Below are 23249 nucleotides of genomic sequence, written 5' to 3'. Positions count from 1 at the left end.
CTCAGGCGTCGTTCTGCGCCAGCCGCAGCAGATGGTCGGCCAGCGCCTGCCCGCCGGCCGGGTCGCGGCTGATGAGCATCAGCGTGTCGTCGCCCGCGATCGTGCCGAGGATCGCCTGGAGTTCGGCCTGGTCGATGGCCGAGGCGAGGAACTGCGCGGCGCCCGGCGGGGTGCGCAGCACCACGAGGTTGGCCGAGGCCTCCGCGGAGATCAGCAGCTCCGCGGAGAGCCGGCGCATCCGCTCCTCCTTGGCCGAGCCGCCGAGCGGCGCCTGCGGGGTGCGGAAGCCGCCCTCGCTGGGCACCGCGTAGATCAGCTCGCCGCCGGTGTTGCGGATCTTCACCGCGCCCAGTTCGTCCAGGTCGCGGGAGAGGGTCGCCTGGGTGACGCTCAGCCCGTCGTCGGCGAGGAGCCTGGCGAGCTGGCTCTGCGACCGCACCGGCTGCCGGTTCAGGATGTCCACGATCCTGCGGTGGCGCGCCGTGCGGGTCTGCGGCACCGACGGCCCGCCGTGGTCGGTCTCGTGCGCCTCGGTCATCGTCGTGGCCTCATTCTCCGGTTCGTCCGTCCCCGTAAGCCGCGTCGAGGGCTCCCGGAAGAATCCGCAGGAACGCGTCCGCCTCCGAGTCACCGATGATCAGCGGCGGCATGAGCCGTACGACATCGGGGGCGGGCGCGTTCACCAGGAGTCCGGCTCCCTGAGCCGCCTGCTGCACCTGTGGTGCGAGGGGCCCGGTGAGCACGATACCCAGCAGCAGTCCGGAGCCGCGGACGTGGGAGACCAGCGGGTGCCCGAGGCCCTCGACGCCGTTCCTGATCTTCTCGCCGAGCCGCTTCACCCGGTCCAGGGCGCCGTCGGCGGCGAGGGTGTCCAGGACGGCGAGCCCGGCGGCGCAGGCGACGGGGTTGCCGCCGAACGTCGTACCGTGCCGCCCCGGCTTCAGCAGGTCGGCCGCCGCGCCGAACGCGACGGTGGCGCCGATGGGCAGTCCGCCGCCGAGGCCCTTGGCCAGCGTGACGACGTCCGGCTCGACCCCTTGGTGGGCCTGGTGCTCGAACCAGTGGCCGCAGCGCCCGATCCCGGTCTGGACCTCGTCCAGGACGAGGAGGGTGCCGGTGGCCCGGGTGATCTCCCGGGCTGCCTCCAGGTAGCCCTTCGGCGGGACGACGACGCCGTTCTCGCCCTGCACGGGCTCGATGACCAGGAGGGCGGTGTCGGTCGTGACCGCGGCCCGCAGGGCCTCGGCGTCGCCGTACGGCACGTGCGTGACGTCGCCGGGCAGCGGCAGGAACGGCTCCCGCTTCGCGGGCTGGCCCGTCAGGGCGAGGGCTCCCATGGTGCGGCCGTGGAAACCGCCGTCCGTGGCGACCATGTGCATACGCCCGGTCAGCCGGCCGATCTTGAACGCGGCTTCGTTGGCCTCGGCGCCGGAGTTGCAGAAGTAGACCCTGCCCTTCCGGCCGAAGAGCTGGAGGAGCCGTTCGGCGAGCGCGACGGGCGGCTCGGCGGTGAAGAGGTTGGAGACATGGCCGAGGGAGGCGATCTGCGTGGCGACGGCCTCGACCACGGCGGGGTGGGCGTGGCCGAGCGCGTTGACCGCGATACCGCCGACGAAGTCGAGGTACTCGGTGCCCTCCGCGTCCCACACGCGGGCGCCCGCGCCGCGCACCAGGGGCAGCTGCGGGGTGCCGTAGTTGTCCATCAGCGCGCCCTGCCAGCGCCGGGTGAGCTCCTCGTTGCTCATGACTCCCCCTCGGCGTCGTCCTCTGCGGCGGGTGCCGGGTCGGGCACCACCATGGTGCCGATCCCCTCGTCGGTGAAGATCTCCAGCAGGATCGAGTGCTGGACCCGGCCGTCGATGACGCGGGCGGTCTCGACCCCGTTGCGTACGGCGTGGAGGCATCCCTGCATCTTGGGCACCATGCCGCTGGAGAGGTCGGGCAGCAGCTTCTCCAGCTCGGTGGCGGTGAGGCGGCTGATCACGTCGTCGCTGTTCGGCCAGTCCTCGTAGAGGCCCTCGACATCGGTGAGGACCATCAGCGTCTCGGCGTTCAGCGCGGCGGCGAGGGCGGCGGCCGCGGTGTCGGCGTTCACGTTGTAGACGTGGTTGTCCTCCGCGGAGCGGGCGATGGAGGAGACGACCGGGATCCGGCCGTCGTCCAGCAGCGCCTGGATGGCTCCGGTGTCGATGGAGGTGATCTCCCCGACCCGCCCGATGTCGACGGACTCGCCGTCGATCACCGGGCGGTGCTGGGTCGCGGTGATGGTGTGGGCGTCCTCGCCGGTCATACCGACGGCGAGCGGGCCGTGCTGGTTGAGCAGGCCGACGAGTTCCCGCTGCACCTGGCCCGCCAGCACCATGCGGACGACGTCCATCGCCTCCGGCGTGGTGACGCGCAGCCCCGCCTTGAACTCGCTGACGAGGCCCTGCTTGTCGAGCTGGGCGCTGATCTGCGGGCCTCCGCCGTGCACCACGACCGGCTTGAGGCCGGCGTGCCGCAGGAAGACGACGTCCTGGGCGAAGGCGGCCTTCAGCTCCTCGTCGATCATGGCGTTGCCGCCGAACTTGATGACGACGGTCCTGCCGTTGTGCCGGGTCAGCCAGGGCAGCGCCTCGATGAGGATCTGGGCCTTGGGCAGCGCAGTGTGCTTCCTCGCGGCGCTCATGAGCTGTACGCGCTGTTCTCGTGGACGTACTCGGCGGTGAGGTCGTTGGCCCAGATGACGGCCGACTCCGTCCCCGCGGCGAGGTCGGCGGTGATCCTGACCTCGCGGTAGCGCATGTCGACCAGGTCGCGGTCCTCGCCGACGCTGCCGTTCCTGCACACCCAGACGTCGTTGATGGCGACGTTGAGCCGGTCCGGTTCGAAGGCGGCCTTCGTGGTGCCGATCGCGGAGAGCACGCGCCCCCAGTTGGGGTCCTCGCCGTGGATGGCGCACTTGAGGAGGTTGTTGCGCGCGATGCTCCGGCCGACCTCGACGGCGTCGTCCTCGGTCGCGGCGTTGACGACCTCGATCCGGATGTCCTTGGAGGCCCCCTCGGCGTCACCGATCAGCTGCCGGGCCAGGTCGGCGCAGACGCTCTGCACGGCCCGGCCGAACTCGGCCTCGCCGGGGGTGATCCCGCTGGCCCCGGAGGCGAGCAGCAGCACGGTGTCGTTGGTCGACATGCAGCCGTCGGAGTCGACCCGGTCGAAGGTGGTGCGGGTGGCGGCGCGCAGCGCGGTGTCGAGGGCGGGCGCGTCCACGTCGGCGTCGGTGGTGAGGACGACCAGCATCGTGGCGAGGCCGGGGGCGAGCATGCCGGCGCCCTTGGCCATGCCGCCGACGGTCCATCCCCCACCGTCAACCACGGCCGTCTTGTGAACCGTGTCGGTGGTCTTGATCGCGAGGGCGGCCTTCTCGCCGCCGTGCTCGCTCAGGGCCGCGGCGGCCTTCTCGATGCCGGGCAGCAGCTTGTCCATGGGCAGGAGCACGCCGATCAGCCCGGTGGAGGCGACCGCGATCTCGCCGGCGCTGTGGCCGGTGAGGACCTCGGCGGCCTTCTCGGCCGTGGCGTGGGTGTCCTGGAAGCCCTGGGGGCCCGTACAGGCGTTGGCGCCACCGGAGTTGAGGACCACGGCGGTGACCTCGCCGCCCTTGAGCACCTGCTCCGTCCACAGGACGGGTGCGGCCTTGACGCGGTTGGAGGTGAAGACGCCCGCGGCGGCGCGGCGGGGCCCGTCGTTGACCACGAGGGCCAGGTCCGGGTTACCGCTCTCCTTGATTCCTGCGGCGATGCCCGCCGCCGTGAATCCCTTGGCTGCCGTGACACTCACGGTGCGACTCCGATCGTGGAAAGACCTGTGTCCTCGGGAAACCCGAGGGCGATGTTCATGCTCTGCAGGGCGCCTCCGGCGGTGCCCTTGGCGAGGTTGTCGATGGCGCTGATGACGACGATCCGGCCGGCCGCCTCGTCGTACGCGACCTGGACCTGGACGGCGTTGGACCCGTACACGGCCGCGGTCGCGGGCCACTGCCCCTCGGGCAGCAGGTCGACGAACGGCTCGTCCGCGAACGCCTTCTCGTAGACCGCGCGCAGCGCCCCGGCGTCCACTCCGGGCCTCGCCTTCACGTTGCAGGTGGCGAGGATGCCGCGGGGCATGGGCGCCAGGGTCGGTGTGAAGGAGACGGTGACGGGCTCACCGGCCGCGGCGCTGAGGTTCTGGACCATCTCGGGGGTGTGCCGGTGCACTCCCCCGACGCCGTACGGGGACATGTTGCCCATCACCTCGGAGCCGAGCAGGTGCGGCTTGGCCGCCTTGCCGGCGCCGGACGTACCGGAGGCGGCGACGACGACGGCGTCGGGTTCGGCGAGGCCGGCGGCGTACGCCGGGAACAGCGCGAGGGAGACGGCGGTCGGGTAGCAGCCGGGCACGGCGATGCGCTTGGAGCCCTCCAGGGCCGCGCGGGCCCCGGGCAGTTCGGGCAGGCCGTAGGGCCAGGTGCCGGCGTGCGGCGAACCGTAGAACTTCTCCCAGCCGGCGGCGTCCGCCAGCCGGAAGTCGGCGCCCATGTCGACGACGAGCACCTCGTCGCCGAGCTGCGCGGCGACGGCGGCGGACCGGCCGTGCGGCAGGGCGAGGAAGACGACGTCGTGCCCGGCGAGCACCTCGGCCGTGGTCGGCAGCAGCACCCGGTCCGCGAGCGGCCTCAGGTGCGGCTGAACCGCGCCGAGTGTCTGGCCCGCGTGGGAGTGGGCGGTGAGCGCGCCGATCTCGACGAGGGGGTGGGTCAGCAGCAGACGCAGCAGCTCCCCGCCCGCGTATCCGCTCGCTCCGGCCACGGCCGCTCGTACCACCATCGAAACCTCCTCATTGATGGCATGACTATACGCAGCGACGCACTTTTATGCAAAGACTTGGAGTGCCCGGGCATCCGGGTGCGACTGCGGGCCAGGTCGGCCCGCGAGCGCTCGACGGGCTCGGACGAGTGCCGCGACCTGCCCGCCGGGCGGAGGCCGCCCTGCACACCCGCGCGGACCCCGCGCGACCCGGACGGCGGCGCCGTCCGGCGTCCGGCCCACTGTCGGTGGGCGGGGCTACCGTGCGTGGGAACGGCCCGGCACGAGCAGGAGATGATCATGACCACATTGGACAACCGGCCGAACACCGCCCTCCTGGTCGTCGACGTGCAGAAGGGCGTCGTCGAAGAGGGCCACCGGCGCGAGGCGGTCGTCTCGAACATCGCCGGCCTCGTCGGGCGGGCGCGGCAAGAAGGAGTACCGGTCGTCTGGGTCCAGCACTCCGACGAGGAGCTCACGCGAGGGAGCGACGCCTGGCGGATCGTCCCGGAGCTCACTCCCGGGGAGGCCGAGCCGCTCGTCGAGAAGAGCTACGGCGACTCCTTCGAGGACACCACTCTGGAGAGCGTGCTGTCGGGACTCGGCGTCGGACGGCTCGTCGTCGTCGGCGCGGAGACCGACGCGTGCATCCGCTCGACCCTGCACGGCGCGTTCGCGAGGGGGTACGACGCGACCCTGGTCAGCGACGCCCACACGACGGGCGACAAAACGGCATGGGGCGCGCCGCCGCCGGACCAGGTCGTCGCGCACACGAACCTGTACTGGACGTACCAGACGGCGCCGGGACGGACGGCTGGGGCGGTCGCGAGCGCGGACGTCGTCTTCGGCGGCACGTCCTGACGTCGTGAGTCGCGCCCCGCGGCCCGGCCACGACACGTGCCCGGGCCGGCCCGGCCGCTCGGTCCGGCGGTTCGGTGCCGCACCCGTACGCGTCACCGGTGGCACAGTGGGTGTCGTGACGACTCGGATCTCAGGACCGTACCGGGCACAGCGCGGCCCAGCACCCGGCCCCATGCGGCACGGAGCTCGCGCGGGGCGGACGCGAGCACAGGCCCCAAAAGGGGTGAGCGGCGATGAGTGACATCGCGGACGAGATCTACCGCGTCCACCGGGAGACCGGCGAGCGGCGTGGGGCCGCCGGGCCGGTCCGCACCGTGCTGTCGCGGCGCGTCTTCGACGCTGAGGTCGCCGAGGTCTGGGACGCGGTGACCTCTCCCGGGCGGCTGCGCACGTGGTTCCTCCCGGTGGACGGCGATCTCCGGGCCGGTGGGCGGTATCGGATCGAGGGCAGCGCCGAGGGCGAGATCCTTGCCTGCGTGGCGCCGGAACGGCTGCGGGTCAGCTGGCTGGCCGGACCGGACCCGCGGTTCAGCGAGGTGGAACTGCGGCTCGCACCGGACGGCGCGGGCCGCACGGTCCTCGAACTCGAACATGCCGCCGAGGTGCCGGAGGAGTTCTGGCGGCGGTTCGGCCCTGGGGCGGCCGGAGTCGGCTGGGACCTGATGCTCCTGGGGCTCAGCAGGCACCTCTCCGGCGCCGGAAGCGACGTGGAGGCGGGGGCGGACTGGCCGGCCTCCCCCGAGGCCAAGGACTTCGTGACGCTCTCGGGCGAGGCGTGGGGTGCCGCGTACGCGGCGGCGGGTGCGGACGCGGAGGTCGTGGCGGCCACCACAGCGGCGACGATCGGCTTCTACACGCAGACGTAGACTCCCCCGCCCCCGTCCCCGGGTCCGTGACCGCGTCGCACACCGTCGTGCCGCCGGCAGGAGGGACGCTGGGTACGACGGTGCGCGTCGCCGCGACGTGTGTGTCGTACCGCTCGTTCGGCAGGCCCTACCCGATCGCACCGGCGAGGAGGCGCCGTACATGATCTCCTGTTGTCAGTGCGGCACGGCCGGCGAACCGCCCAGTTCGTCGATGAGGCGCCGGTATGTGTCGAAGGCCGGCTTGGGGGTGTAGTCGTCGCACAGAAGCCCGAAGTGGTGGAAGAGCCCCTCGGCGGCGCTGTCGGCGTCCCGGAGGGCAAAGAACGAGTATGCGTCGATGTTCAGGTCGTCGGCGAGGGCGGCCACGGTCCGCACAACGGTTTCGAGGACCGCGGCCTGCTGTCGCTCGCTGCGGCCGGGACCGGTGGGCCAGCCGTTCTCGCAGACACGGATCGCGGTGCTGCTGGAAATACCGGCCTTTCGCAGGTCGGTGCGCCGGAACGCGGTGAGGACCGCGGTGACCGCTTCCGCCAACCGGTCGGTGGCGATGGGTCGGAACACGTCCGGGAAGAAGTCCAGGCCGACGTAGTCCAGGCTCTGCCGGAAGCGGTCGTCTGCCAGGGCACCGAGCTCGGACCAGAAGGTGTCGGCCGGGTTGAAGGTCGGCACGGCGTTGAACCCGACCGCCAGACTGCGCCCCACGGCCCGGGCCTCCTGCTTGGCCGCGACGACCCCCTCGACGAGCGCGTTCAGAACGTTGGGAGTGCTGCCGTCGACCACGGGCAAGTCGGCGTTGGGCTCTTCGCAGATCTGGACGGATTCCAGATGCGGCCCACCGGTGCGGACGGCCTCGCGGACGAACTCCAGCCACCCCTCCAACTCGCCGGACGGCTCACGGAACTGCAGTACGAGGTCCAGCTTGCGGCCCCGCTGGAGATACGTCGCGGGATCGGTGGGCGTGGGCGGTTCCGGCGGTGTGCCGGTGGCGGCGAACGACCGGTAGGCGCGCACCCACAGGGTGGCCGTGTCGCCCTGGAGAGCGTCGAGGGCCTCGGTGATGCGGTCCGGCAGGTCAGGGCGGACCGGGTGGACGATTCCCTGGTCGTCGCCCAGGATCCCGCCGGGATAGATACCGAAGTGCAAAGCCATACGTGCCCCGTCCGAAAACTTGGTGTCACTACAAATTTATGGTGACACTATCATCCGAGCATGGGCCTTCGTGAGATCAAGAAGCATCAGACCCGCACGGCGATCGCCGACGCCGCTCTGCCCCTCTTCCTGGAGCGCGGCTTCGACCAGGTCACGGTCGCCGAGGTGGCGCGGCACGCAGGCGTCTCCACCAACACCGTCTTCAACTACTTCTCCACCAAGGAAGACCTCTTCTTCGATCGCCAGGCAGAAGTGGAGGGCCATCTCGCCACCCTGGTGAGCGACCGCGCTCCCGGCACCTGTCCGGTGGAGGCCATCCGCGACGACCTGCTGCACGCCCTGCGGCACGACGACCCGGCACTGGGGCTCCACTCCGATGCGCCCCGGTTCTGGGAGGTCATCCACGACAGTTCCGCACTGCGCGCACGCGAACGCGAGATCAGTGAACGCGCCGAGGCGGCACTGGGGACCGCCCTGGCCGACCACCCGCCGAACACCGCCACCGGTCCGAGCCAGGCCGACCACCCGATGCCCGCGCTCCTCGCAGGCGCCATCGCCGGCACCCACCGGGCCGCCCTGCGCGAACTGCGACGACGCATCCTGTCCGGCGAACCACCCGCGGACACCCGCGACAGCGTCGTGGCAGCGGCGGCCCAGGCATTCAACCTGCTCTGCTGCGGACTCCACACCGACGACGGCCCGGCGCCGCGCTCGACACCGGCCAACACTCCGGCGGCCTCGGTACGGTCACCATGACGGGTGCGATGTCCCGCCACATCGTCGAGACCAGTACGGCAGTCGTCCTCGGCCTCGCGCTCCCGTCGGCCGTGCCGGCCCCCTACCGGCAGGCGATGAAGGACGGACACGGCAGCGCCAACTGCATTTCTGTCATCGACAGCATCCGAGGACCCACCGGCCGAACACGCGGCCGGTGAACCCGCCCAGCCGTGGCTCCGCCCACACAGCACCCGTCTGCGTGCGCCCTCGGGCGACTGGGCATCGGTTCCGGCCGCCGGTCGAGCGCCCACACCGCCCGGGCCCTTGAAGGACCTGTTCGGCCGACTACCGCGACGGGCGGGGCTTGCCGGGCGTCCGGCATCCTGCATCCGCCGCACATCGTCCCCGTGAGCTGCCACGTGACGGGAAACAGTGCTCGGTGGTGGTCAAGCCGCAGAGGGAGGGTATGACCCGTACCGACCACGGCTGGCATAGGGGCGGAGGGGACGCATGGAAGCGGCTGACCTGGCATCGATGGTCATGCAGATGATCAGCGGTCTGGCAACCGGCGCAGGCACCGGTGCGGGAGCGGCAGCCGGTGAGGAGGTGTCCCGGCTGGTCAGGGACCGGCTCGGCGGATCTCGAGAAGGACGCGCGGCTCTGGCGCAGCTCGATCAGGAGCAGGGATCGCCCGAAGCGGAGGACCAGGTGCGGACGGTCCTGACGAGGGCTCTCGCCGACGATCCGGTCTATGCGGCGCGGCTGGAAGCCGCTGCGACGCAGCGCACGCTCCACGCGGGCAGGGATATGACCGTGCAGACGGTCAGCGTCAGCGGCAGCACCGTGAAGGGGACCATCAACATCGGTCCGCTGACGATCTCGAAGTCACCTGGCGCGTACCTCGCTCTTGTCTTCGCCGTCATCGTGCTGGCCGTGTTACTCGTCCTGGGTACGTACGGCACAGTCCAGGTGATCACCACCGACGACTCACCGGCCACGCGCCCCACCCATCCGACCACCGGCCAGGACGCAGGGAAGGGGCCCGAACCGCAGCCGGTCACGAGCAGGGATGTCGCCCAGGCGGTCATGCCCGACCGGTCCGCCCTGCCTGCCGGCTGGTCGACGGCCGGCGAACCCGACATCTCCGTGGAAGGCGAGCCTCTTCAGCCGGGCGACCCGCCGCTCTACGCCGGAACAGAGCTCATAGGGCCCGGCTTCGGCGTCACCTTGGCGATGGACTTCTTCGAGAGCACGGCCTCGGCCTCGAAGAAGTTCAACCGCTACGACATCCTCGCGGGATGGGAGATCGATCAGCACAGTGAGTCCCTGACCATGCCGAAGATCGGTGACGACCGCATGGCCTTCATCGACCGCACCCCCTCAGGCCACGTGGCGGGGATGGTCGCTGCGGCCCGGATCGGGACCATCACGTGCCAATTGGCGGTGACCGACACCGCCGACCCCGCCGCTCACGCCGACGAGGTCTTCGCTCTCACCCGGATGTGCGTCCGGCGCGCCGAACAGGGTCAGCAGGGGAAGACGCCGGATGCGGGCGTGGAGAAAAGTTAGCGCCCTCGCTGGTGCCGACGAGCCGGAGCGGACGGGCGCCGCGCTCACAGTGAGGGGTCGCACGGGAGACCTGGCCCCTGCCGAGAGGGAGCCTCTCGGCAGAGGTCGTAGGCTCCTGTTCGGTCAGCCGCGGCCACCGCCCGGTGCGTCCCGCTCAGGGCGTACACCTCCGGGAGAAGGGCCGTCCCGCACGTGCCCGTACGGGACGCCCGGAATCGCTCACCGCCCCCTGGGGAGCCGGTCAGGAGCGGTCCTCGGACTCCTGGGCACGGGCCGCGTCGCGCTCCTTGATCCGCACGGCCTCCTTGCGGACCTCGGCCTGGGTGGCGCGCTCCTTCTGGAGCCACTCCGGGCTTTCCTTCTTCAGTTCGTCGATCTGCTCGGTCGTGAGCGGCTCCGTGACCCCGCCGCGTGCGAGCCCGGCAATGGAGACGCCCAGCTTCGAGGCGACGACGGGCCGGGGGTGGGGGCCGTTGCGGCGCAGTTCCTGCAGCCACTCGGGCGGGTCGGACTGCAGCGCGTTCAGCTCGGCGCGCGAGACGACGCCTTCCTGGAACTCGGCGGGGGTGGCTTCGAGGTACACACCCAGCTTCTTCGCCGCGGTGGCGGGCTTCATCGTCTGGGTGGTCTGGTGCGACGTCATGAAGTCCAGGGTATCGACCAAGTACGACGCCTCCGACCACGGCCGGTAACCTGGCGGGGTGACAGGCTCGGAAGTACCCCCTTCGTTCCGGCTCGCCTACGTCCCGGGCGTGACCCCGACCAAGTGGGTGCGGATCTGGCACGAGCGACTGCCCGGAACCCCTCTGACCCTCGTCGGCGTGCCCGCCGCGGAGGCGGCCGGCCTGCTGCGCGACGGCGCCGCCGACGCCGGTTTCGTGCGGCTGCCCGTCGACCGGACGGATCTCAGCGCCATCCCGCTCTACACCGAGACGACCGTGGTCGTGATCCCCAAGGACCACGTCGCGACGGCCGTCGAGGAGATGTCGGCCGAGGACCTCGCCGAGGAGGTCGTGCTGCACCCCCTCGACGACACCCTCGACTGGGAGCACCCGCCCGGCCTGCCCGCCTTCGAACGGCCCGCCACGACGGCGGACGCCGTCGAGCTGGTCGCGGCGGGGGTGGGACTGCTCGTCGTACCGCAGTCGCTGGCCCGGCTGCACCACCGCAAGGACCTCACCTACCGGCCCCTGACCGGCGTCCCCGAGTCGAGGATCGCGCTGTCGTGGCCGGAGGAGCGGACGACCGATCTGGTGGAGGAGTTCATCGGGATCGTCCGCGGCCGCACCGTCAACAGCACCCGGGGCCGTCCGCCGACGCCCCCGCAGCCCAAGGGCAAGGCCAAGGCCGCCGACAGGAAGAGCGGGGCCCCGCGCAAACCGGCGGCGGGCAAGGCCACCCGGGGCGGCTCGGCCGGTGCGAAGAACCCCAAGGGCGCCGCGCAGCGCGGCAAGCCCCGCCGCCGGCCGTAGCGGACGGGGCGCACGGGGCCGGACGCGGGCAGCCGGGTACGCCTCCGGGAGCCGGGGCGCGACCGTGGAGCCGGATGCCGCCCCGGTCGAGAGGGCGGCCGGGCGGCGTGTACGACTGCCCCGGCCTCAGCGGGCCTCGAGGGCCATCCACAGGTCCGGTTCGGCGAGCGGGGCGAACCCTATGCCCGCGTAGACCCCGTGGGCGTCCTTGGTCGCGAGCAGGAGCCTGCGCACGCCCAGGGCCTCCAGGTGGTCGCGTACGGCGATGACGAGCCGGGTGCCCAGGCCGTGGCCACGGGCGGCGCGGTCGACGTACACGTCGCAGAGCCAGGCGAAGGTCGCGTGATCGGTCACCACCCGGGCGTAGGCGGTCTGTTCGCCCGTCGTGAGGTCGTACGCGCCGAAGTTGAGGGAACCGGCGATCGCCCGGTCCTGGTGCTCGCGGGTGCGGCCGGACGCCCAGTAGGAGTCCGTGGAGAGCCAGTGGTGGATACGGGCCGCGTCCAGGCGGGCCGGGTCGAGGGAGATCTCGTGACGCTGTTCCGGAGTGCGGGTGTCGGTCATGGGCGGGAGGCTACCGTCCGGCCGCCGGCAGCTCGTCCCAGGCGGCCCGCAGCCTGCGTACGCCCTCGGCGATCTCGGCGGGCCCCGAGACGGCCGCGAAGCTCAACCGCACGTGTCCTGCGGGGGGTTCGGCACAGTGGTACGGGCTGCCGGGTGCGACGGCGACGCCGGCCCGCAGAGCGGCGGAGACCAGGGCCGGCTCCTCGGCCCCCGGCCCGGGGAGCCGGAGCCAGACGCTGCCGCCGCCGGACGGCACGTGCGCCAGGGTGAGTTCGGGCAGCCGGGTGCGTACGGCGGCGGTCATCGCAGTGCGCCGCGTGCCGAGTTCGGCGGCCACGGCCCGCAGATGGCGCTCCCAGGCCGGGGAGCCGACGAGTTCGAGTGCGGCCTCCTGGAGCGGCCGCGGCACGAAGAAGCTGTCCACGACCTGGATGGCGCGCAGTCGTTCGCGGACGGGCCCGCGGGCGGCCAGCGCGCCGACACGGAGACTGGGTGAGGTGATCTTGGTGAGGGAGCGCACATGGATCACGACGCCGTCCGGGTCGTGTGCGGCCAGCGGCTCGGGCAGGGGTCCGGCGTCGTCGTGGACGAGGTGGCGGGCGAAGTCGTCCTCGACGACGAAGGCGCCTGCCTGCCGGGCGGCCCGCACGACGCGTGCGCGCCGCTCGTCGGCGAGGATCACACCTGTCGGGTTCTGGAAGAGCGGCTGACAGACGAAGACCTTGGCCCCGGTGGCGCGGAAGGCGGCTTCCAGCAGGTCGGGGCGGACCCCGTCCGCGTCCATCGGTACGGGTACGGGTCGCAGGCCGGTGGCGCGGGCGGCGGCCAGCATGCCCGGGTAGGTGGGTGATTCGACGAGGACGGGGGCGCCGGGCGGCGCGAGCGCGCGCAGTGCCGTGGCCAGGGCGCTCTGCCCGCCCGCCGTGACCAGGACGTCGGAGCCGGTGAGGGAGCCGCCGATCTCCCGGGCGAACCAGGCCCGCAGCTCGGCCAGACCGCAGGTGGGCGGCCTGCCCCACGCGCCCGGCCGGCGGCCCGCCCGGGCGAGGGCGGAGGCCAGGGCCCGCTCGGGCTGGAGGCCGGGGTGGAGATAGCCGCCGTTGAACTCGATGACGCCCGACGGGGGTGCGGCCAGCGTGACGAGGACCCCCGAGGCGTCGACGGTGCGCGGCACGGCCTCGGGGCCGGCGTCGCTGCTGAGGGACACCTCCTGCCAGGAGGTGTCCCCGGGGTCGGGGAGGGTGGTGCGCGCCTCGGCCCGGAAGGCCCCGGCGCCGGGCCGGGTGACGACCAGCCCTTCGGCGGCGAGCTGCGCGATGGCCCGGGAGACGGTCACGGGGCTGACGCCGAAGCGCTGGACGAGGGCGCGGCTGGACGGCAGCTTTCCACCGGGTGAGTAGCGGTTCAGCTCACTCTTGAGGGAAGCAACCAGTTCGGAGGCGCTGCTACGCTCATGCATGACAGCACAGGATAGCGCTACTGCACACACGGCGATAGCGGTCGAGGACGACTCGCAGACACCGGGGCGCACCGGTGGCGGCGTACTGCTCGCCGGGCTCGGCGTCGTCGCCTTCTCCTTGACCTTCCCGTCCACCGTGTGGGGCCTGGAGAGCTTCGGCCCCTGGTCCCTGGTCGCCCTGCGCAGCCTGCTCGCCGCCCTGATCGCGGGCTGCGCCCTGCTGGCGGGCCGGGTGCCGCTGCCCGCCCGCCGCCACTGGGGCGGCCTCGCCGTGGTGGCGGGCGGTGTGGTGGTGGGGTTCCCGCTGCTGACCACGCTGGCGCTGCGGACCTCGACCAGTTCGCACGCCGCCGTGGTGGTGGGCCTGCTGCCGCTGACGACCGCGCTCCTGGCGGCCCTGCGCACCGGCTCCCGCCCGCCGCGCGCGTTCTGGGTGGCGGCCCTGGCCGGGGCCGCCGTGGTCATCGCGTTCACGGTCCAGCAGAGCGGCGGGGCGCTCACCGGCGGCGACCTGTACCTGTTCGGTGCGCTGCTGGTCTGCGCGGCCGGCTACACCGAGGGCGGCAGGCTGGCCCGGGTGATGCCGGGCTGGCAGGTGATCGGCTGGGCCCTCGTCCTCTGCCTGCCACTCGCGGTGGCCGGGGCCGCGGTGGCCCTGCCCTTCGAACCGGTGCACATCACCCCGCGCGGAGTCGCCGGACTGGTCTGGGTGGCTGCCGGATCGACCTTCCTGGGCCTGTTCGTCTGGTACCGGGGCATGGCGGAGATCGGCGTCCCGCGCGCCAGCCAGCTGCAGCTGGCACAGCCGCTGCTCACCTTGGTCTGGTCCTTCCTCGCGCTCGGTGAGGAGGTGTCCGCGGCAGCCCCGGTGGCGGCCGTGGCCGTCCTGCTCTGCATCGCCGCCACCCAGCGGGCGGGGAGCCGCGGGGCGGGCCGCCCGGGAGGCGGCGACGCCCCGCGGCCATAGACTTGTCGATATACGGACCGCCACCCGTGAGGAGGTCACTCCCGATGGAGGCACACACGGGCGACAGGTTGCTGATGCACGGCAGGACCGTGGGTCAGCACGACCAGGTCGCAGAAATCATCGAAGTGCTGGGCGACGGGGGCACCCCGCCGTACCGTCTGCGCTACGAGGACGGGCACGAGTCGATCAGGTTCCCCGGCCCCGACAGCGTCGTCCAGCACCCCACCCCCGAGAAGCGGGACACGTAGCACGCGGGTGCGCCATGGGCCCGGGGTCCGCGGCGCACCCGTCCGCTCACCGCGTGGTGCGGACCCGCGCCTGGTAATGGTCGGCCACCACGCGGGCCATGGCGCCGATGGGGTCGCTCTTCGCCTGCTTCGCCGAGAAGAAGACATGGCCGCCCACCTCCGGGTGGTCCGCGTCCAGGCCGAGATGGCGGGAGAGTTCGCCCGGGTCCTGCCAGGCGGCCGGCTGGGCGGGGTCGCCGGCCTTGTAGAGCGCCTCACCGATGTACAGGTCGACACCGGTGCCGCGGACGGTCTCGGCCCACCACGGCACGAGCTTGGCGTAATCCGCCGACGCGAGGCCGATGTGCCAGTAGAGCTGGGGACAGATGTAGTCGATCCACCCCTCCTTGACCCACCTGCGGGTGTCGGCGTACACGTCGTCGTAGGTCTGCACCCCCGCGCTGGTGTCGGAGCCCAGCGCGTCGGTCGCCTTGTTGCGCCATACGCCGGAGGGGCTGATGCCGAAGCGGACACCGCTCCTGGTGTTCTTGATCCGTTCGGCCGTCTCACGCACCAGGCGGTCGATGTTGTCGCGGCGCCAGGACGCCTTGTCCGCGAAGCCGGCACCGTGGAGTGCGTAAGTGTCGTCGTCGTCGAAGTCCTGGCCGGCGACCGGGTAGGGGTAGAAGTAGTCGTCCCAGTGGACCGCGTCCACCGGGTAGCGGCTCACCGCGTCGAGCATCGCGTCCTGGACGAACGCCCTGACCTCGGGGAGCCCCGGGTTGTAGTAGAGCTTCCCGCCGTAGGGCACCGCCCACTCCGGGTGCAGCCGGGCGGGGTGCGAGGCGACCAGCCGCGAGGGATCGGTGTGGTTCGCCACCCGGTACGGGTTGAACCAGGCGTGCAGCTCCAGCCCGCGGGCGTGCGCCTCGCGCACCGCCGTGCCCAGCGGGTCCCAGCCCGGGTCCTTGCCCTGGACGCCCGTGAGGTACTGCGACCAGGGTTCGTACGGCGAGGGCCAGAGCGCGTCCGCGGTCGGCCGGACCTGGAGGACGACGGCGTTCAGCCGCAGGTCGACCGCACGGTCCAGGTGGGCGGTCAGTTCCGCCTGCTGGGCAGCGGCCGTCAGGCCGGTCCGCGAGGGCCAGTCCACGTTGGCCACGGTGGAGATCCATACGCCCCGTAGCTCGGCCCGCGCCGCCCGCCGCCCCGGCACCGCTCCCGGACCCGGGAGGGGCAGGGCGGCGCCCGGCCGGGGGACGGCGACGGCGTCGCCCGCCGTCACCATCGCGGCCAGCAGCCCCGCCGCGCTCATCACAAAAGACCTTCGGCCACAACGCCGCATCGATCGCGCCTTTCGTCTCTCTGTGTCCGCATCCGGCCGTTCCGACCGTTCCAGCCGTTCCGCGTGACGCAGATCATGCCCACCACCGCCCCGCGACCCGCGGATCACGGGGGCCGGATCGCGGAGTAACGTCGTGGGGTCGAGGCGGGCCCCGGAATCAGACGGATACTGCCGCACGGAGATCAGCGAAAGGCACGAGGTGACGGACTCTATGGCCGACATTGCACGCGTCGGAGTGGTGGGCTGTGGCCAAATGGGCGCAGGCATCGCGGAGGTGTGCGCCCGCAGCGGCCTCGAGGTCATGGTGGCCGAGACCACCGGCGAGGCGCTGGAGATAGGGCGTACCCGCCTGCACAACTCCCTCTCGAAGGCCGCCGAACGCGGCAAGATCACCGAGGAGGAGCGCGACGAGACGCTCGCCCGCCTCAGCTTCACGACCGACCTCGGCGAGTTCGCCGACCGCGACCTCGTCATCGAGGCCGTCGTGGAGAACGAGCAGGTGAAGACCGAGATCTTCCAGGTGCTCGACCAGGTGGTGACCCGGCCGGACGCCATCCTCGCCTCGAACACCTCCTCCATCCCGCTGGTGAAGCTGGCGGTGGCGACCTCCCGGCCCGACCAGGTCATCGGTATCCACTTCTTCAACCCGGCGCCGGTGCAGAAGCTCGTCGAGCTGATCCCCGCGCTGACCACGTCGGACACGACGATCAAGCGCGCCGAGGCCGTGGTGGAGGACGTGCTCGGCAAGCACGCGATCCGGGCCCAGGACCGCTCCGGCTTCGTGGTCAACGCCCTGCTGATCCCGTACCTGCTCTCCGCGATCCGGATGTTCGAGTCGGGCATCGCGAGCCGCGAGGACATCGACAATGGTATGGAGATGGGCTGCGCCCACCCGATGGGCCCGCTGAAGCTCGCCGACCTGATCGGCCTGGACACCGTGGCCTCGGTCGCCGACTCGATGTACGCGGAGTACAAGGAGCCCTTGTACGCCGCTCCCCCGCTCCTCCAGCGGATGGTGGACGCGGGCCGGCTCGGGCGGAAGACGGGGTCGGGGTTCTACCCGTACGCCTGAATCCCGTGACGGGGGCCGGCCGGGGAGCTCCCGGCCGGCCCCCGTCGTCCGTACGTCGCTCAGCCCAAGCGCAGGTGATGGAGCATCAGCAGGCCCGCGGCCATGGCGGCCGCAGGTATCTTCCCCCGCGCGATCATGTCGGGCACCAGCTTGAGCGGTACCCAAGCGCGGCGCGAGGACTCGAAGTCATCCACCGGAGGGCCGGTGTATGTCGCCTCCCGTGCCCAGAAGAGGTGGTGGCGGGCGTCGGTGAGGCCGTTGGCCGGCTCGGCGGTCATCAGGGGACTCAGCACGCCGGGGCGCCAGCCGGTCTCCTCCTCCATCTCCCGGGCGGCCGCGGCGGCGATGTCCTCACCGTCCTCGACCACGCCCGCCGCCAGTTCCCATCCCCAGCTGTCCGTGATGAACCGGTGCCGCCACAGCAGCAGCACCTCGTCGGCCTCGTTGACGACCGTGGCCGCCGCCACCGGACGGAGCCGGATGACGAAGTGGTCGAGATGACGGCCGTCGGGGAGGACGACATCCGCCAGATTGACCCGGAACCAGCGATTCTCGTACACAGCCTGTTCGTTCACGTTCGCCCACTGCACAGTTCTGCCACCTTCCGACTGGTCGATGGCAATATCGGAGCAGGGGCCGCCCCGCGGGGGAACGCCGCGGAGGCGGTGCGGAGAAGGCTCACAGAGGCACGCGCAGCGCCCCGTCGATGACGCCCGCCGCCGCTTCCGCGTCGGCGCAGCCGCTCGCGGCCAGGAGTTCGCGCACCGAACGCAGCCGGTCCCGGAGCCGCCGGGACTCCATACCGCGGGCGCGTTCGGCCATTTCGGAGGCCGTGCGGGCCGCCCTGTCCGCTTCCCCTTGCAGCAGTTCCAGACGGCTGAGGATGGCCAGCCGGTGCACCCTGCCCCGGTCGTGCGCCGGGGAGCGTACGGCCGCCGCGGCGTGCTCCCGGGCCCCGGCGAGGTCCCCCAGGCCGAGCAGGGCCTCGGCGACCTGCACGTCGACGAGGCCCGGCTGGACGTACCCGGTCTCGTCCGGTTCACGGCCTGGGCGGATCCGCCCGGCCTCGGTCTCGGCCCGGCGGATGCGCTCCATGGCGCCGCGGTGATCGCCGAGCTGTGCGTAGGCCTTGGCCTGCATGGCGTACAGGTCGGCGGCCAGGGCGGGGGTGAGGTGCGGGCCCGCCGCCCGCAGCGCCGCCTCGGCGAAGGCCACGGACCTGCGGTAGTCGGCCAGGAACAGCGACTGGTTGACCAGCAGGGCGATGACGTAGGCGCCGAAACCGCGGTCGCCGCAGGCCTTGGCGAGGCGCAACGCCTGGTGGAAGTAGCGCTGGGCGAGTCCGTGCGCGTCGGAGTCGTAGGCGCAGATTCCGGCGACGGCCACCAGGCCGCCGGCCGCGCGGTGCAGCCGGCGGCCCGTCGCGTCGCTGTACCCGCCGCGCAGCAGCGGCGCCGTCTCCGCGTTGAGGAAGCCGACGATGCGGGATCTGGCCGCCATGCCCCCCGCCTTCCGGTACATCTGTTCGTAGTGGGACCGGGCCGCACGGAGCATCACGATGTCCGCCGGACTCACCCGGGACGGGCCGGGGCGCGACACGTCGGCGTCCTCGGGAGGGTTCTCCCACTCCCACACGGGCATCACCGCGGGCGTGCCCATGACCGCGGCGGCGGTGGTCAGGTGCGGGCGCCGCTGTTCGTCGGAGCGCCACATCGCGGTGGCGTGCTCGACGAAACCGGAGAGCGTGGAGCCGTGCGCGGTCGTGCGTGTCCCGGAGGTCCCCATGCCGATGTCGTCGAGCGTGACGGCCCTGCGCAGTCTGCCGCCGAGGACCTCGCAGATCAGGTCCGGCACCTGTCCGCGCGGGCGCTGGCCCTTGAGCCAGCGGGAGACCGCGGTGTGTTCGTACCGCAGGCGCAGACCGCGGGCACGGCCTGCCTGGTTGACGTGGCCGGCGAGCCCCGCACGGGACACACCCGCCTCGTCGATCAGGGATTCGAGCAGGACGTTGGGCTCCATCGCCCCCCCATGTGCGTGTCGCGATGAGCCTAGTGGAGCACGATTCACACGGGGTGTGAACGCAATGCCCGATCCGTACCGCTGTGCGCTCTGCCGCGGCGGGGCGCCGGTGGCTTGAATAAGTGCCTCGCAAGAGGCGGCCGGGTCGTCGGCTCCCCCTCGTACAGCCGACGACCCGCTCCCGCGCCGTCCGTCCTGCCGACCTGCCCGACACTCCGTGGCAGGACGGACGGCGCCGGATCGCACGACCCACTGCCGAGGACAGGAGGGCGCGCGTGCGGTCCCCGGGGTCGTCCGGCGAGACGGAAGGGGCGTATCCGGTGACCGGATACGCCCCTCCTCATCGGCTCCCGCCGTCGGGCTACGCGCCGCGCAGTGCGGCGCCGGTGCGCTCGGCGGCCAGCGCGACCGCGGCGTCGCGGGCGGCGGTGGCCTCCTCGACGGTCAGCGTGCGGTCGGCCGCGCGGAACCGCAGCGCGTACGCCAGGGACTTCTTGTCCTCGCCGATCTGGTCACCGGTGAAGACGTCGAACAGCCGCAGCGATTCGAGCAGGTCTCCGGCGCCTTCGCGCAGCGCCTTCTCCACCGCTTCGGCGGGTACCTCCGAGCCCACGACGAGGGCGACGTCCTGGGTCGCCACCGGGAAGGTGGAGATCCGCGGCGCCTGGAGGGCTCCGTCGACGGCCTGCTCCAGGACGTCGAGCTCGACCTCCATGGCGCAGGTCCGGTCGGGCAGGTGGAGCTCCTTGATGACGCGCGGGTGTAGTTCTCCCGCGTGCCCGAAGAGGGTCTCCTCGCCGTCGACCGTGACGTAGAGCGCCGCGCAGCGGCCCGGGTGCCAGGGGGCGTGCCGGTCGGCGCGGACGGTCAGCTCGACGCCCGCCTCACGGGCGATCGTGCGCGCCGCCTCGACGGAGTCGGCCCAGTCGGCGGGGCGGCCCTTGCCCCACCAGCCGGCCTGCTCGCGGGCGCCCGCGAGAACGACTGCGGCCCGGCGCGGCTGGCGCGGCAGTGCCGCGTCCAGACCGGCGATCTCCTCGTCGGTGGGACGCCGGTCGACGGGCAGCCGTACGGCCTTCGTCTCGTGGCCGGTCGGCCGGAAGACCAGCCCGGTCTCGAAGAGCGCGAGGTCGTGGCTGCCCCGGCCGTCGTTGCGCCGCAGCGTGCCGAGCAGGCCCGGCAGCAGCGTGGTGCGCAGTGAGGGCTCCTCGTCGGAGAGCGGGTTGACGAGGGTGACCGTACGGCGGCGGGCGTCGCCCGCCTCCAGGCCGAGCTGGTCGAGGACGGCCTCCCCGATGAAGGGGTAGCTGAGCGCCTCGACGTAACCGGCTCCGGCGAGGGCGCGGCCGATGCGGCGGTGCAGCCGCTGCCGGTCGGTGAGCCCGCGGCCGGAGGGCGGCGTCGGCAGGGTGGACGGGAGGTTCTCGTACCCCTCCAGCCTGATGACCTCTTCGGCCAGGTCGTTCGGCTCGGCCAGGTCGGGGCGCCAGGACGGCACGGTGACGATCAGCTCGTCCTGCCCGTAGACGTCGCAGCCGACCTCCTGGAGGCGGCGTACGACGGTCTCGCGGCCGTACTCGACGCCGGCCACCCGGTCGGGGTGGGCCGCGGGCATCGCGATGGTGCGCGGTGCGGAGGGGGCGCTGATCTCGGTGACGCCGGCCTCCGCGGTGCCGCCCGCGAGGAGCACCAGCAGGTCGACGGTGCGCTGCGCGGCAGCGGCGGCGGCCTGCGGGTCGACGCCGCGCTCGAAGCGCTTGGACGCCTCGGAGGACAGCTTGTGACGGCGTGCGGTCCGGGCGATCGAGATCGCGTCGAAGTGCGCCGCCTCGACGACGACGTCGGTGGTGCCGGACTCCTCGGCCTGCACGTCGGCGATCTCCGTGTTGGCCCCGCCCATGACGCCCGCGAGACCGATCGGCCCGCGGTCGTCGGTGATGACGAGGTCCGCGGCGTCCAGGACGCGTACGACACCGTCGAGCGTGGTGAGCTTCTCGCCCTGCTGGGCACGGCGTACGCCGATCGGCCCCTCGACCCGGGCGCGGTCGTAGGCGTGCAGCGGCTGGCCGAGCTCCAGCATCACGTAGTTGGTGATGTCCACCGCGAGCGAGATCGGGCGCATCCCGGCCTTCTGCAGGCGGCGCTGCATCCAGATCGGGGAGCGGGCCTCGGGGTGCAGTCCGGTGACGGTACGCGCCGTGAACCGGCTGCATCCGATCGGGTCGGACACCTGCACCGGGTAGCCGAACGCGTTCGGCGCGGGTACGTCCAGGAGTGCCGGGTCGCGCAGCGGCAGCCCGTAGGCGATGGCGGCCTCGCGGGCGACGCCGCGCATCGAGAGGCAGTAGCCGCGGTCCGGCGTGACGGCGATGTCGAGGACCTCGTCGACGAGCTCGAGGAGCTCGATCGCGTCGGTGCCGGGCTCGTACTCGGGCGGCAGCACGATGATGCCGTGCGTACCGTCGTCGCCCATGCCGAGTTCGTCGGTGGAGCAGATCATGCCGTGCGAGGTCTTGCCGTACGTCTTGCGCGCGGCGATCGCGAAGTCGCCGGGCAGCACGGCGCCCGGGAGGACCACGACGACCTTGTCGCCCACGGAGAAGTTGCGGGCGCCGCAGACGATCTCCTGCGGCGCGCCGGTGCCGTTGGCCGTGCCGACGTCGACGGTGCAGAAGCGGATGGGCTTCTTGAAGCCCTCCAGCTCCTCGATGGTCAGCACCTGTCCGACGACCAGCGGGCCCTTGAGGCCGGCGCCGGTCTGCTCGACGGTCTCGACCTCCAGGCCGACGGAGACGAGCTTGGCCTGTACGTCACGGCCGGTCTCCGTCGCCGGCAGGTCGACGTATTCCCGCAGCCAGGAAAGCGGGACGCGCATCAGATCTCCATCCCGAACGGCCGGGTGAACCGGACGTCACCCTCGACCATGTCTCGCATGTCCTCGACGTTGTGGCGGAACATCAGCATCCGCTCGATGCCGAACCCGAAGGCGAATCCGCTGTACTTCTCGGGGTCCACACCGCAGGCGACGAGCACCTTGGGGTTGACCATGCCGCAGCCACCGAGCTCGATCCAGCCCTCGCTGCCGCAGGTGCGGCAGGGCCGGTCGGGGTTGCCGACGGACGCGCCGCGGCAGACATAGCAGACCATGTCCATCTCGGCGGACGGCTCGGTGAAGGGGAAGAAGTTCGGCCGCAGCCGGGTCTTCATGTCCGGGCCGAAGAGCGCCTGGACCATGTGGTCGAGGGTGCCCTTCAGGTCCGCCATGGTAAGGCCCTCGTCGACGGCGAGCAGCTCGATCTGGTGGAAGACCGGGGTGTGCGTCGCGTCCAGCTCGTCGGTGCGGTAGACCCGGCCGGGGCAGACCACGTAGACGGGGGGCTTGCGGCCGAGCAGCGAGCGGGCCTGGACCGGCGAGGTGTGCGTGCGCAGCACGACACCGGACTCGTCGCCCTTGGCGCCGTCGGCACCCTGGACGAAGAAGGTGTCCTGCATCTGCCGCGCCGGGTGGTCGGGCACGAAGTTCAGGGCGTCGAAGTTGAACCACTCCGCCTCGGCCTCGGGGCCTTCCGCGATCTCGTAGCCCATGGCGACGAAGACGTCGGCGACGCGCTCCATGATGGTCGTCAGGGGGTGGCGCGCCCCGGCCGGGGTGCGGTCGTAGGGCAGGGTGACGTCCACCGCCTCCTCGACCAGCACCCGGGCGTCACGCTCGGCCTCCAGCTCGGCCTGGCGGGCCGCCAGTGCCTTGGAGACGGCGCCGCGGGCCTGGCCCACGCGCTTGCCCGCCTCGGCCTTGGCCTGCGGCGGCAGGGCGCCGATCTCCCGGTTGGCGAGCGACAGGGGCGAGGTACCACCGGTGTGCGCGGTCTTCGCCTGGGCGAGCGCGTCGAGGTCGCCGGCGGCGGCGAAGGCGGCGAACGCCTCGTCCCGCATGCGCTCGATCTCTTCCGGTTTCAGTGCCTCGACCTCGACTGGGTCGTACGACTTGTTCGGTGCCGACATCTCTTCCCGTGCTTCCGGTTGGCTGGTGGCGACCCTGGTTCGACGACTGAGGACGCAAAGGTGCCAAAAGTCGAGTCTACGGCCGCCGGGAGGCGAAGAAGCCCGTGGGCGGCTCAGGCCCTCCCGTCGCCCGCCGC

At 72.2% G+C, this 23249-nt stretch carries 23 protein-coding genes; 9 read left to right on the top strand and 14 right to left on the bottom strand.

Going from position 1 to position 23249, the window contains the following annotated elements; all coding sequences use genetic code 11:
* Position 1: 1 nt before the first annotated feature.
* From ACH4VO_RS15805 to argC, 5 genes are read right to left on the bottom strand one after another with little or no spacing between them, the layout of a single operon-like run.
* A complete protein-coding gene (locus ACH4VO_RS15805) occupies positions 2-538 on the bottom strand; it encodes an arginine repressor (protein ID WP_360986103.1) in 537 nt (178 codons plus the stop codon).
* Between the two features lie 10 nt (positions 539-548).
* Positions 549-1745: an acetylornithine transaminase gene (locus ACH4VO_RS15800; RefSeq protein ID WP_360986106.1), complete on the bottom strand. Its 1197-nt coding sequence runs from the start codon at positions 1743-1745 to the stop codon at positions 549-551.
* Complete coding sequence (gene argB / locus ACH4VO_RS15795) at positions 1742-2668, bottom strand: acetylglutamate kinase (protein ID WP_360986109.1); 927 nt, start codon at positions 2666-2668, stop codon at positions 1742-1744. The genes ACH4VO_RS15800 and argB overlap by 4 nt, the downstream gene beginning before the upstream one ends.
* The gene (gene argJ / locus ACH4VO_RS15790) at positions 2665-3819 is read right to left on the bottom strand and encodes a bifunctional glutamate N-acetyltransferase/amino-acid acetyltransferase ArgJ (protein WP_360986112.1); all 1155 of its coding nucleotides are present in this window, start codon (positions 3817-3819) and stop codon (positions 2665-2667) included. The genes argB and argJ overlap by 4 nt, the downstream gene beginning before the upstream one ends.
* The gene (argC, locus tag ACH4VO_RS15785) at positions 3816-4844 is read right to left on the bottom strand and encodes an N-acetyl-gamma-glutamyl-phosphate reductase (RefSeq protein WP_360986115.1); all 1029 of its coding nucleotides are present in this window, start codon (positions 4842-4844) and stop codon (positions 3816-3818) included. Before argC ends, argJ begins: the two co-directional genes overlap by 4 nt.
* Positions 4845-5123: 279 nt before the next feature.
* Between argC and ACH4VO_RS15780 the strand changes: the two genes are divergently transcribed.
* Positions 5124-5684, top strand: a complete 561-nt coding sequence (locus tag ACH4VO_RS15780; RefSeq protein ID WP_360986118.1) for a cysteine hydrolase family protein — start codon at positions 5124-5126, stop codon at positions 5682-5684.
* 233 nt (positions 5685-5917) lie between these two features.
* Positions 5918-6550 carry an SRPBCC family protein gene (locus ACH4VO_RS15775; RefSeq protein ID WP_360986121.1) on the top strand — a complete coding sequence of 211 codons (633 nt, stop codon included), beginning with the start codon at positions 5918-5920 and terminating at the stop codon, positions 6548-6550.
* Positions 6551-6724: 174 nt separating this feature from the next.
* Here the strand turns inward: ACH4VO_RS15775 and ACH4VO_RS15770 are convergent, their stop codons facing one another.
* Positions 6725-7699: a hypothetical protein gene (locus tag ACH4VO_RS15770; protein WP_360986124.1), complete on the bottom strand. Its 975-nt coding sequence runs from the start codon at positions 7697-7699 to the stop codon at positions 6725-6727.
* Positions 7700-7759: 60 nt separating this feature from the next.
* Here ACH4VO_RS15770 and ACH4VO_RS15765 point away from each other — a divergent pair, with 60 nt between their 5' ends.
* The 3 genes from ACH4VO_RS15765 to ACH4VO_RS15755 all read left to right on the top strand — a co-directional run bounded on the left by ACH4VO_RS15765 (position 7760) and on the right by ACH4VO_RS15755 (position 9985).
* Positions 7760-8455 carry a TetR/AcrR family transcriptional regulator gene (locus ACH4VO_RS15765; RefSeq protein WP_360986127.1) on the top strand — a complete coding sequence of 232 codons (696 nt, stop codon included), beginning with the start codon at positions 7760-7762 and terminating at the stop codon, positions 8453-8455.
* A complete protein-coding gene (locus ACH4VO_RS15760; RefSeq protein WP_360986130.1) occupies positions 8452-8634 on the top strand; it encodes a hypothetical protein in 183 nt (60 codons plus the stop codon). The genes ACH4VO_RS15765 and ACH4VO_RS15760 overlap by 4 nt, the downstream gene beginning before the upstream one ends.
* A gap of 292 nt (positions 8635-8926) precedes the next feature.
* Positions 8927-9985 (top strand): hypothetical protein, encoded by a 1059-nt coding sequence (locus ACH4VO_RS15755; protein WP_360986133.1) that lies wholly within the window; start codon positions 8927-8929, stop codon positions 9983-9985.
* Between the two features lie 241 nt (positions 9986-10226).
* Here ACH4VO_RS15755 and ACH4VO_RS15750 read toward each other — a convergent pair whose 3' ends face one another.
* Positions 10227-10628: a DUF5997 family protein gene (locus ACH4VO_RS15750; RefSeq protein WP_360986136.1), complete on the bottom strand. Its 402-nt coding sequence runs from the start codon at positions 10626-10628 to the stop codon at positions 10227-10229.
* Positions 10629-10686: 58 nt separating this feature from the next.
* On the opposite strand from ACH4VO_RS15750, the gene ACH4VO_RS15745 reads away from it, so the two are divergent.
* Positions 10687-11457: a LysR family substrate-binding domain-containing protein gene (locus ACH4VO_RS15745; protein ID WP_360986139.1), complete on the top strand. Its 771-nt coding sequence runs from the start codon at positions 10687-10689 to the stop codon at positions 11455-11457.
* A 126-nt stretch (positions 11458-11583) separates the two neighbouring features.
* Here ACH4VO_RS15745 and ACH4VO_RS15740 read toward each other — a convergent pair whose 3' ends face one another.
* Together ACH4VO_RS15740 and ACH4VO_RS15735 are read right to left on the bottom strand one after the other, a co-directional pair.
* On the bottom strand, positions 11584-12021 hold the full coding sequence (locus tag ACH4VO_RS15740; RefSeq protein WP_360986142.1) for a GNAT family N-acetyltransferase: 438 nt from the start codon (positions 12019-12021) through the stop codon (positions 11584-11586).
* Positions 12022-12031: 10 nt separating this feature from the next.
* Positions 12032-13552, bottom strand: a complete 1521-nt coding sequence (locus tag ACH4VO_RS15735; protein WP_398440951.1) for a PLP-dependent aminotransferase family protein — start codon at positions 13550-13552, stop codon at positions 12032-12034.
* Between ACH4VO_RS15735 and ACH4VO_RS15730 the strand changes: the two genes are divergently transcribed.
* A complete protein-coding gene (locus ACH4VO_RS15730) occupies positions 13479-14447 on the top strand; it encodes a DMT family transporter (protein WP_360986148.1) in 969 nt (322 codons plus the stop codon). The genes ACH4VO_RS15735 and ACH4VO_RS15730 overlap by 74 nt on opposite strands.
* 44 nt (positions 14448-14491) lie before the next feature.
* Complete coding sequence (locus tag ACH4VO_RS15725; RefSeq protein WP_360986151.1) at positions 14492-14695, top strand: DUF1918 domain-containing protein; 204 nt, start codon at positions 14492-14494, stop codon at positions 14693-14695.
* Between the two features lie 46 nt (positions 14696-14741).
* Here ACH4VO_RS15725 and ACH4VO_RS15720 read toward each other — a convergent pair whose 3' ends face one another.
* The gene (locus tag ACH4VO_RS15720) at positions 14742-16019 is read right to left on the bottom strand and encodes a family 10 glycosylhydrolase (RefSeq protein ID WP_360986154.1); all 1278 of its coding nucleotides are present in this window, start codon (positions 16017-16019) and stop codon (positions 14742-14744) included.
* A 211-nt stretch (positions 16020-16230) separates the two neighbouring features.
* On the opposite strand from ACH4VO_RS15720, the gene ACH4VO_RS15715 reads away from it, so the two are divergent.
* Complete coding sequence (locus tag ACH4VO_RS15715; protein ID WP_360986157.1) at positions 16231-17091, top strand: 3-hydroxybutyryl-CoA dehydrogenase; 861 nt, start codon at positions 16231-16233, stop codon at positions 17089-17091.
* Between the two features lie 59 nt (positions 17092-17150).
* Here ACH4VO_RS15715 and ACH4VO_RS15710 read toward each other — a convergent pair whose 3' ends face one another.
* The 4 genes from ACH4VO_RS15710 to pheS all read right to left on the bottom strand — a co-directional run bounded on the left by ACH4VO_RS15710 (position 17151) and on the right by pheS (position 23112).
* Positions 17151-17681 (bottom strand): NUDIX domain-containing protein, encoded by a 531-nt coding sequence (locus ACH4VO_RS15710; RefSeq protein WP_360986160.1) that lies wholly within the window; start codon positions 17679-17681, stop codon positions 17151-17153.
* 88 nt (positions 17682-17769) lie between these two features.
* Positions 17770-19110: a transcriptional regulator gene (locus ACH4VO_RS15705; RefSeq protein WP_360986163.1), complete on the bottom strand. Its 1341-nt coding sequence runs from the start codon at positions 19108-19110 to the stop codon at positions 17770-17772.
* Between the two features lie 361 nt (positions 19111-19471).
* Positions 19472-21985, bottom strand: a complete 2514-nt coding sequence (gene pheT, locus ACH4VO_RS15700; RefSeq protein WP_360986166.1) for a phenylalanine--tRNA ligase subunit beta — start codon at positions 21983-21985, stop codon at positions 19472-19474.
* Entirely contained in the window at positions 21985-23112 is a 1128-nt protein-coding gene (gene pheS, locus ACH4VO_RS15695; protein WP_360986169.1) for a phenylalanine--tRNA ligase subunit alpha, read from the bottom strand. The genes pheT and pheS overlap by 1 nt, the downstream gene beginning before the upstream one ends.
* Positions 23113-23249: the final 137 nt, after the last annotated feature.

The organism is Streptomyces sp. NPDC020780 (assembly GCF_044334475.1).
GTDB lineage: Bacteria > Actinomycetota > Actinomycetes > Streptomycetales > Streptomycetaceae > Streptomyces.
This window is presented reverse-complemented; position numbering and strand designations above follow the sequence as displayed.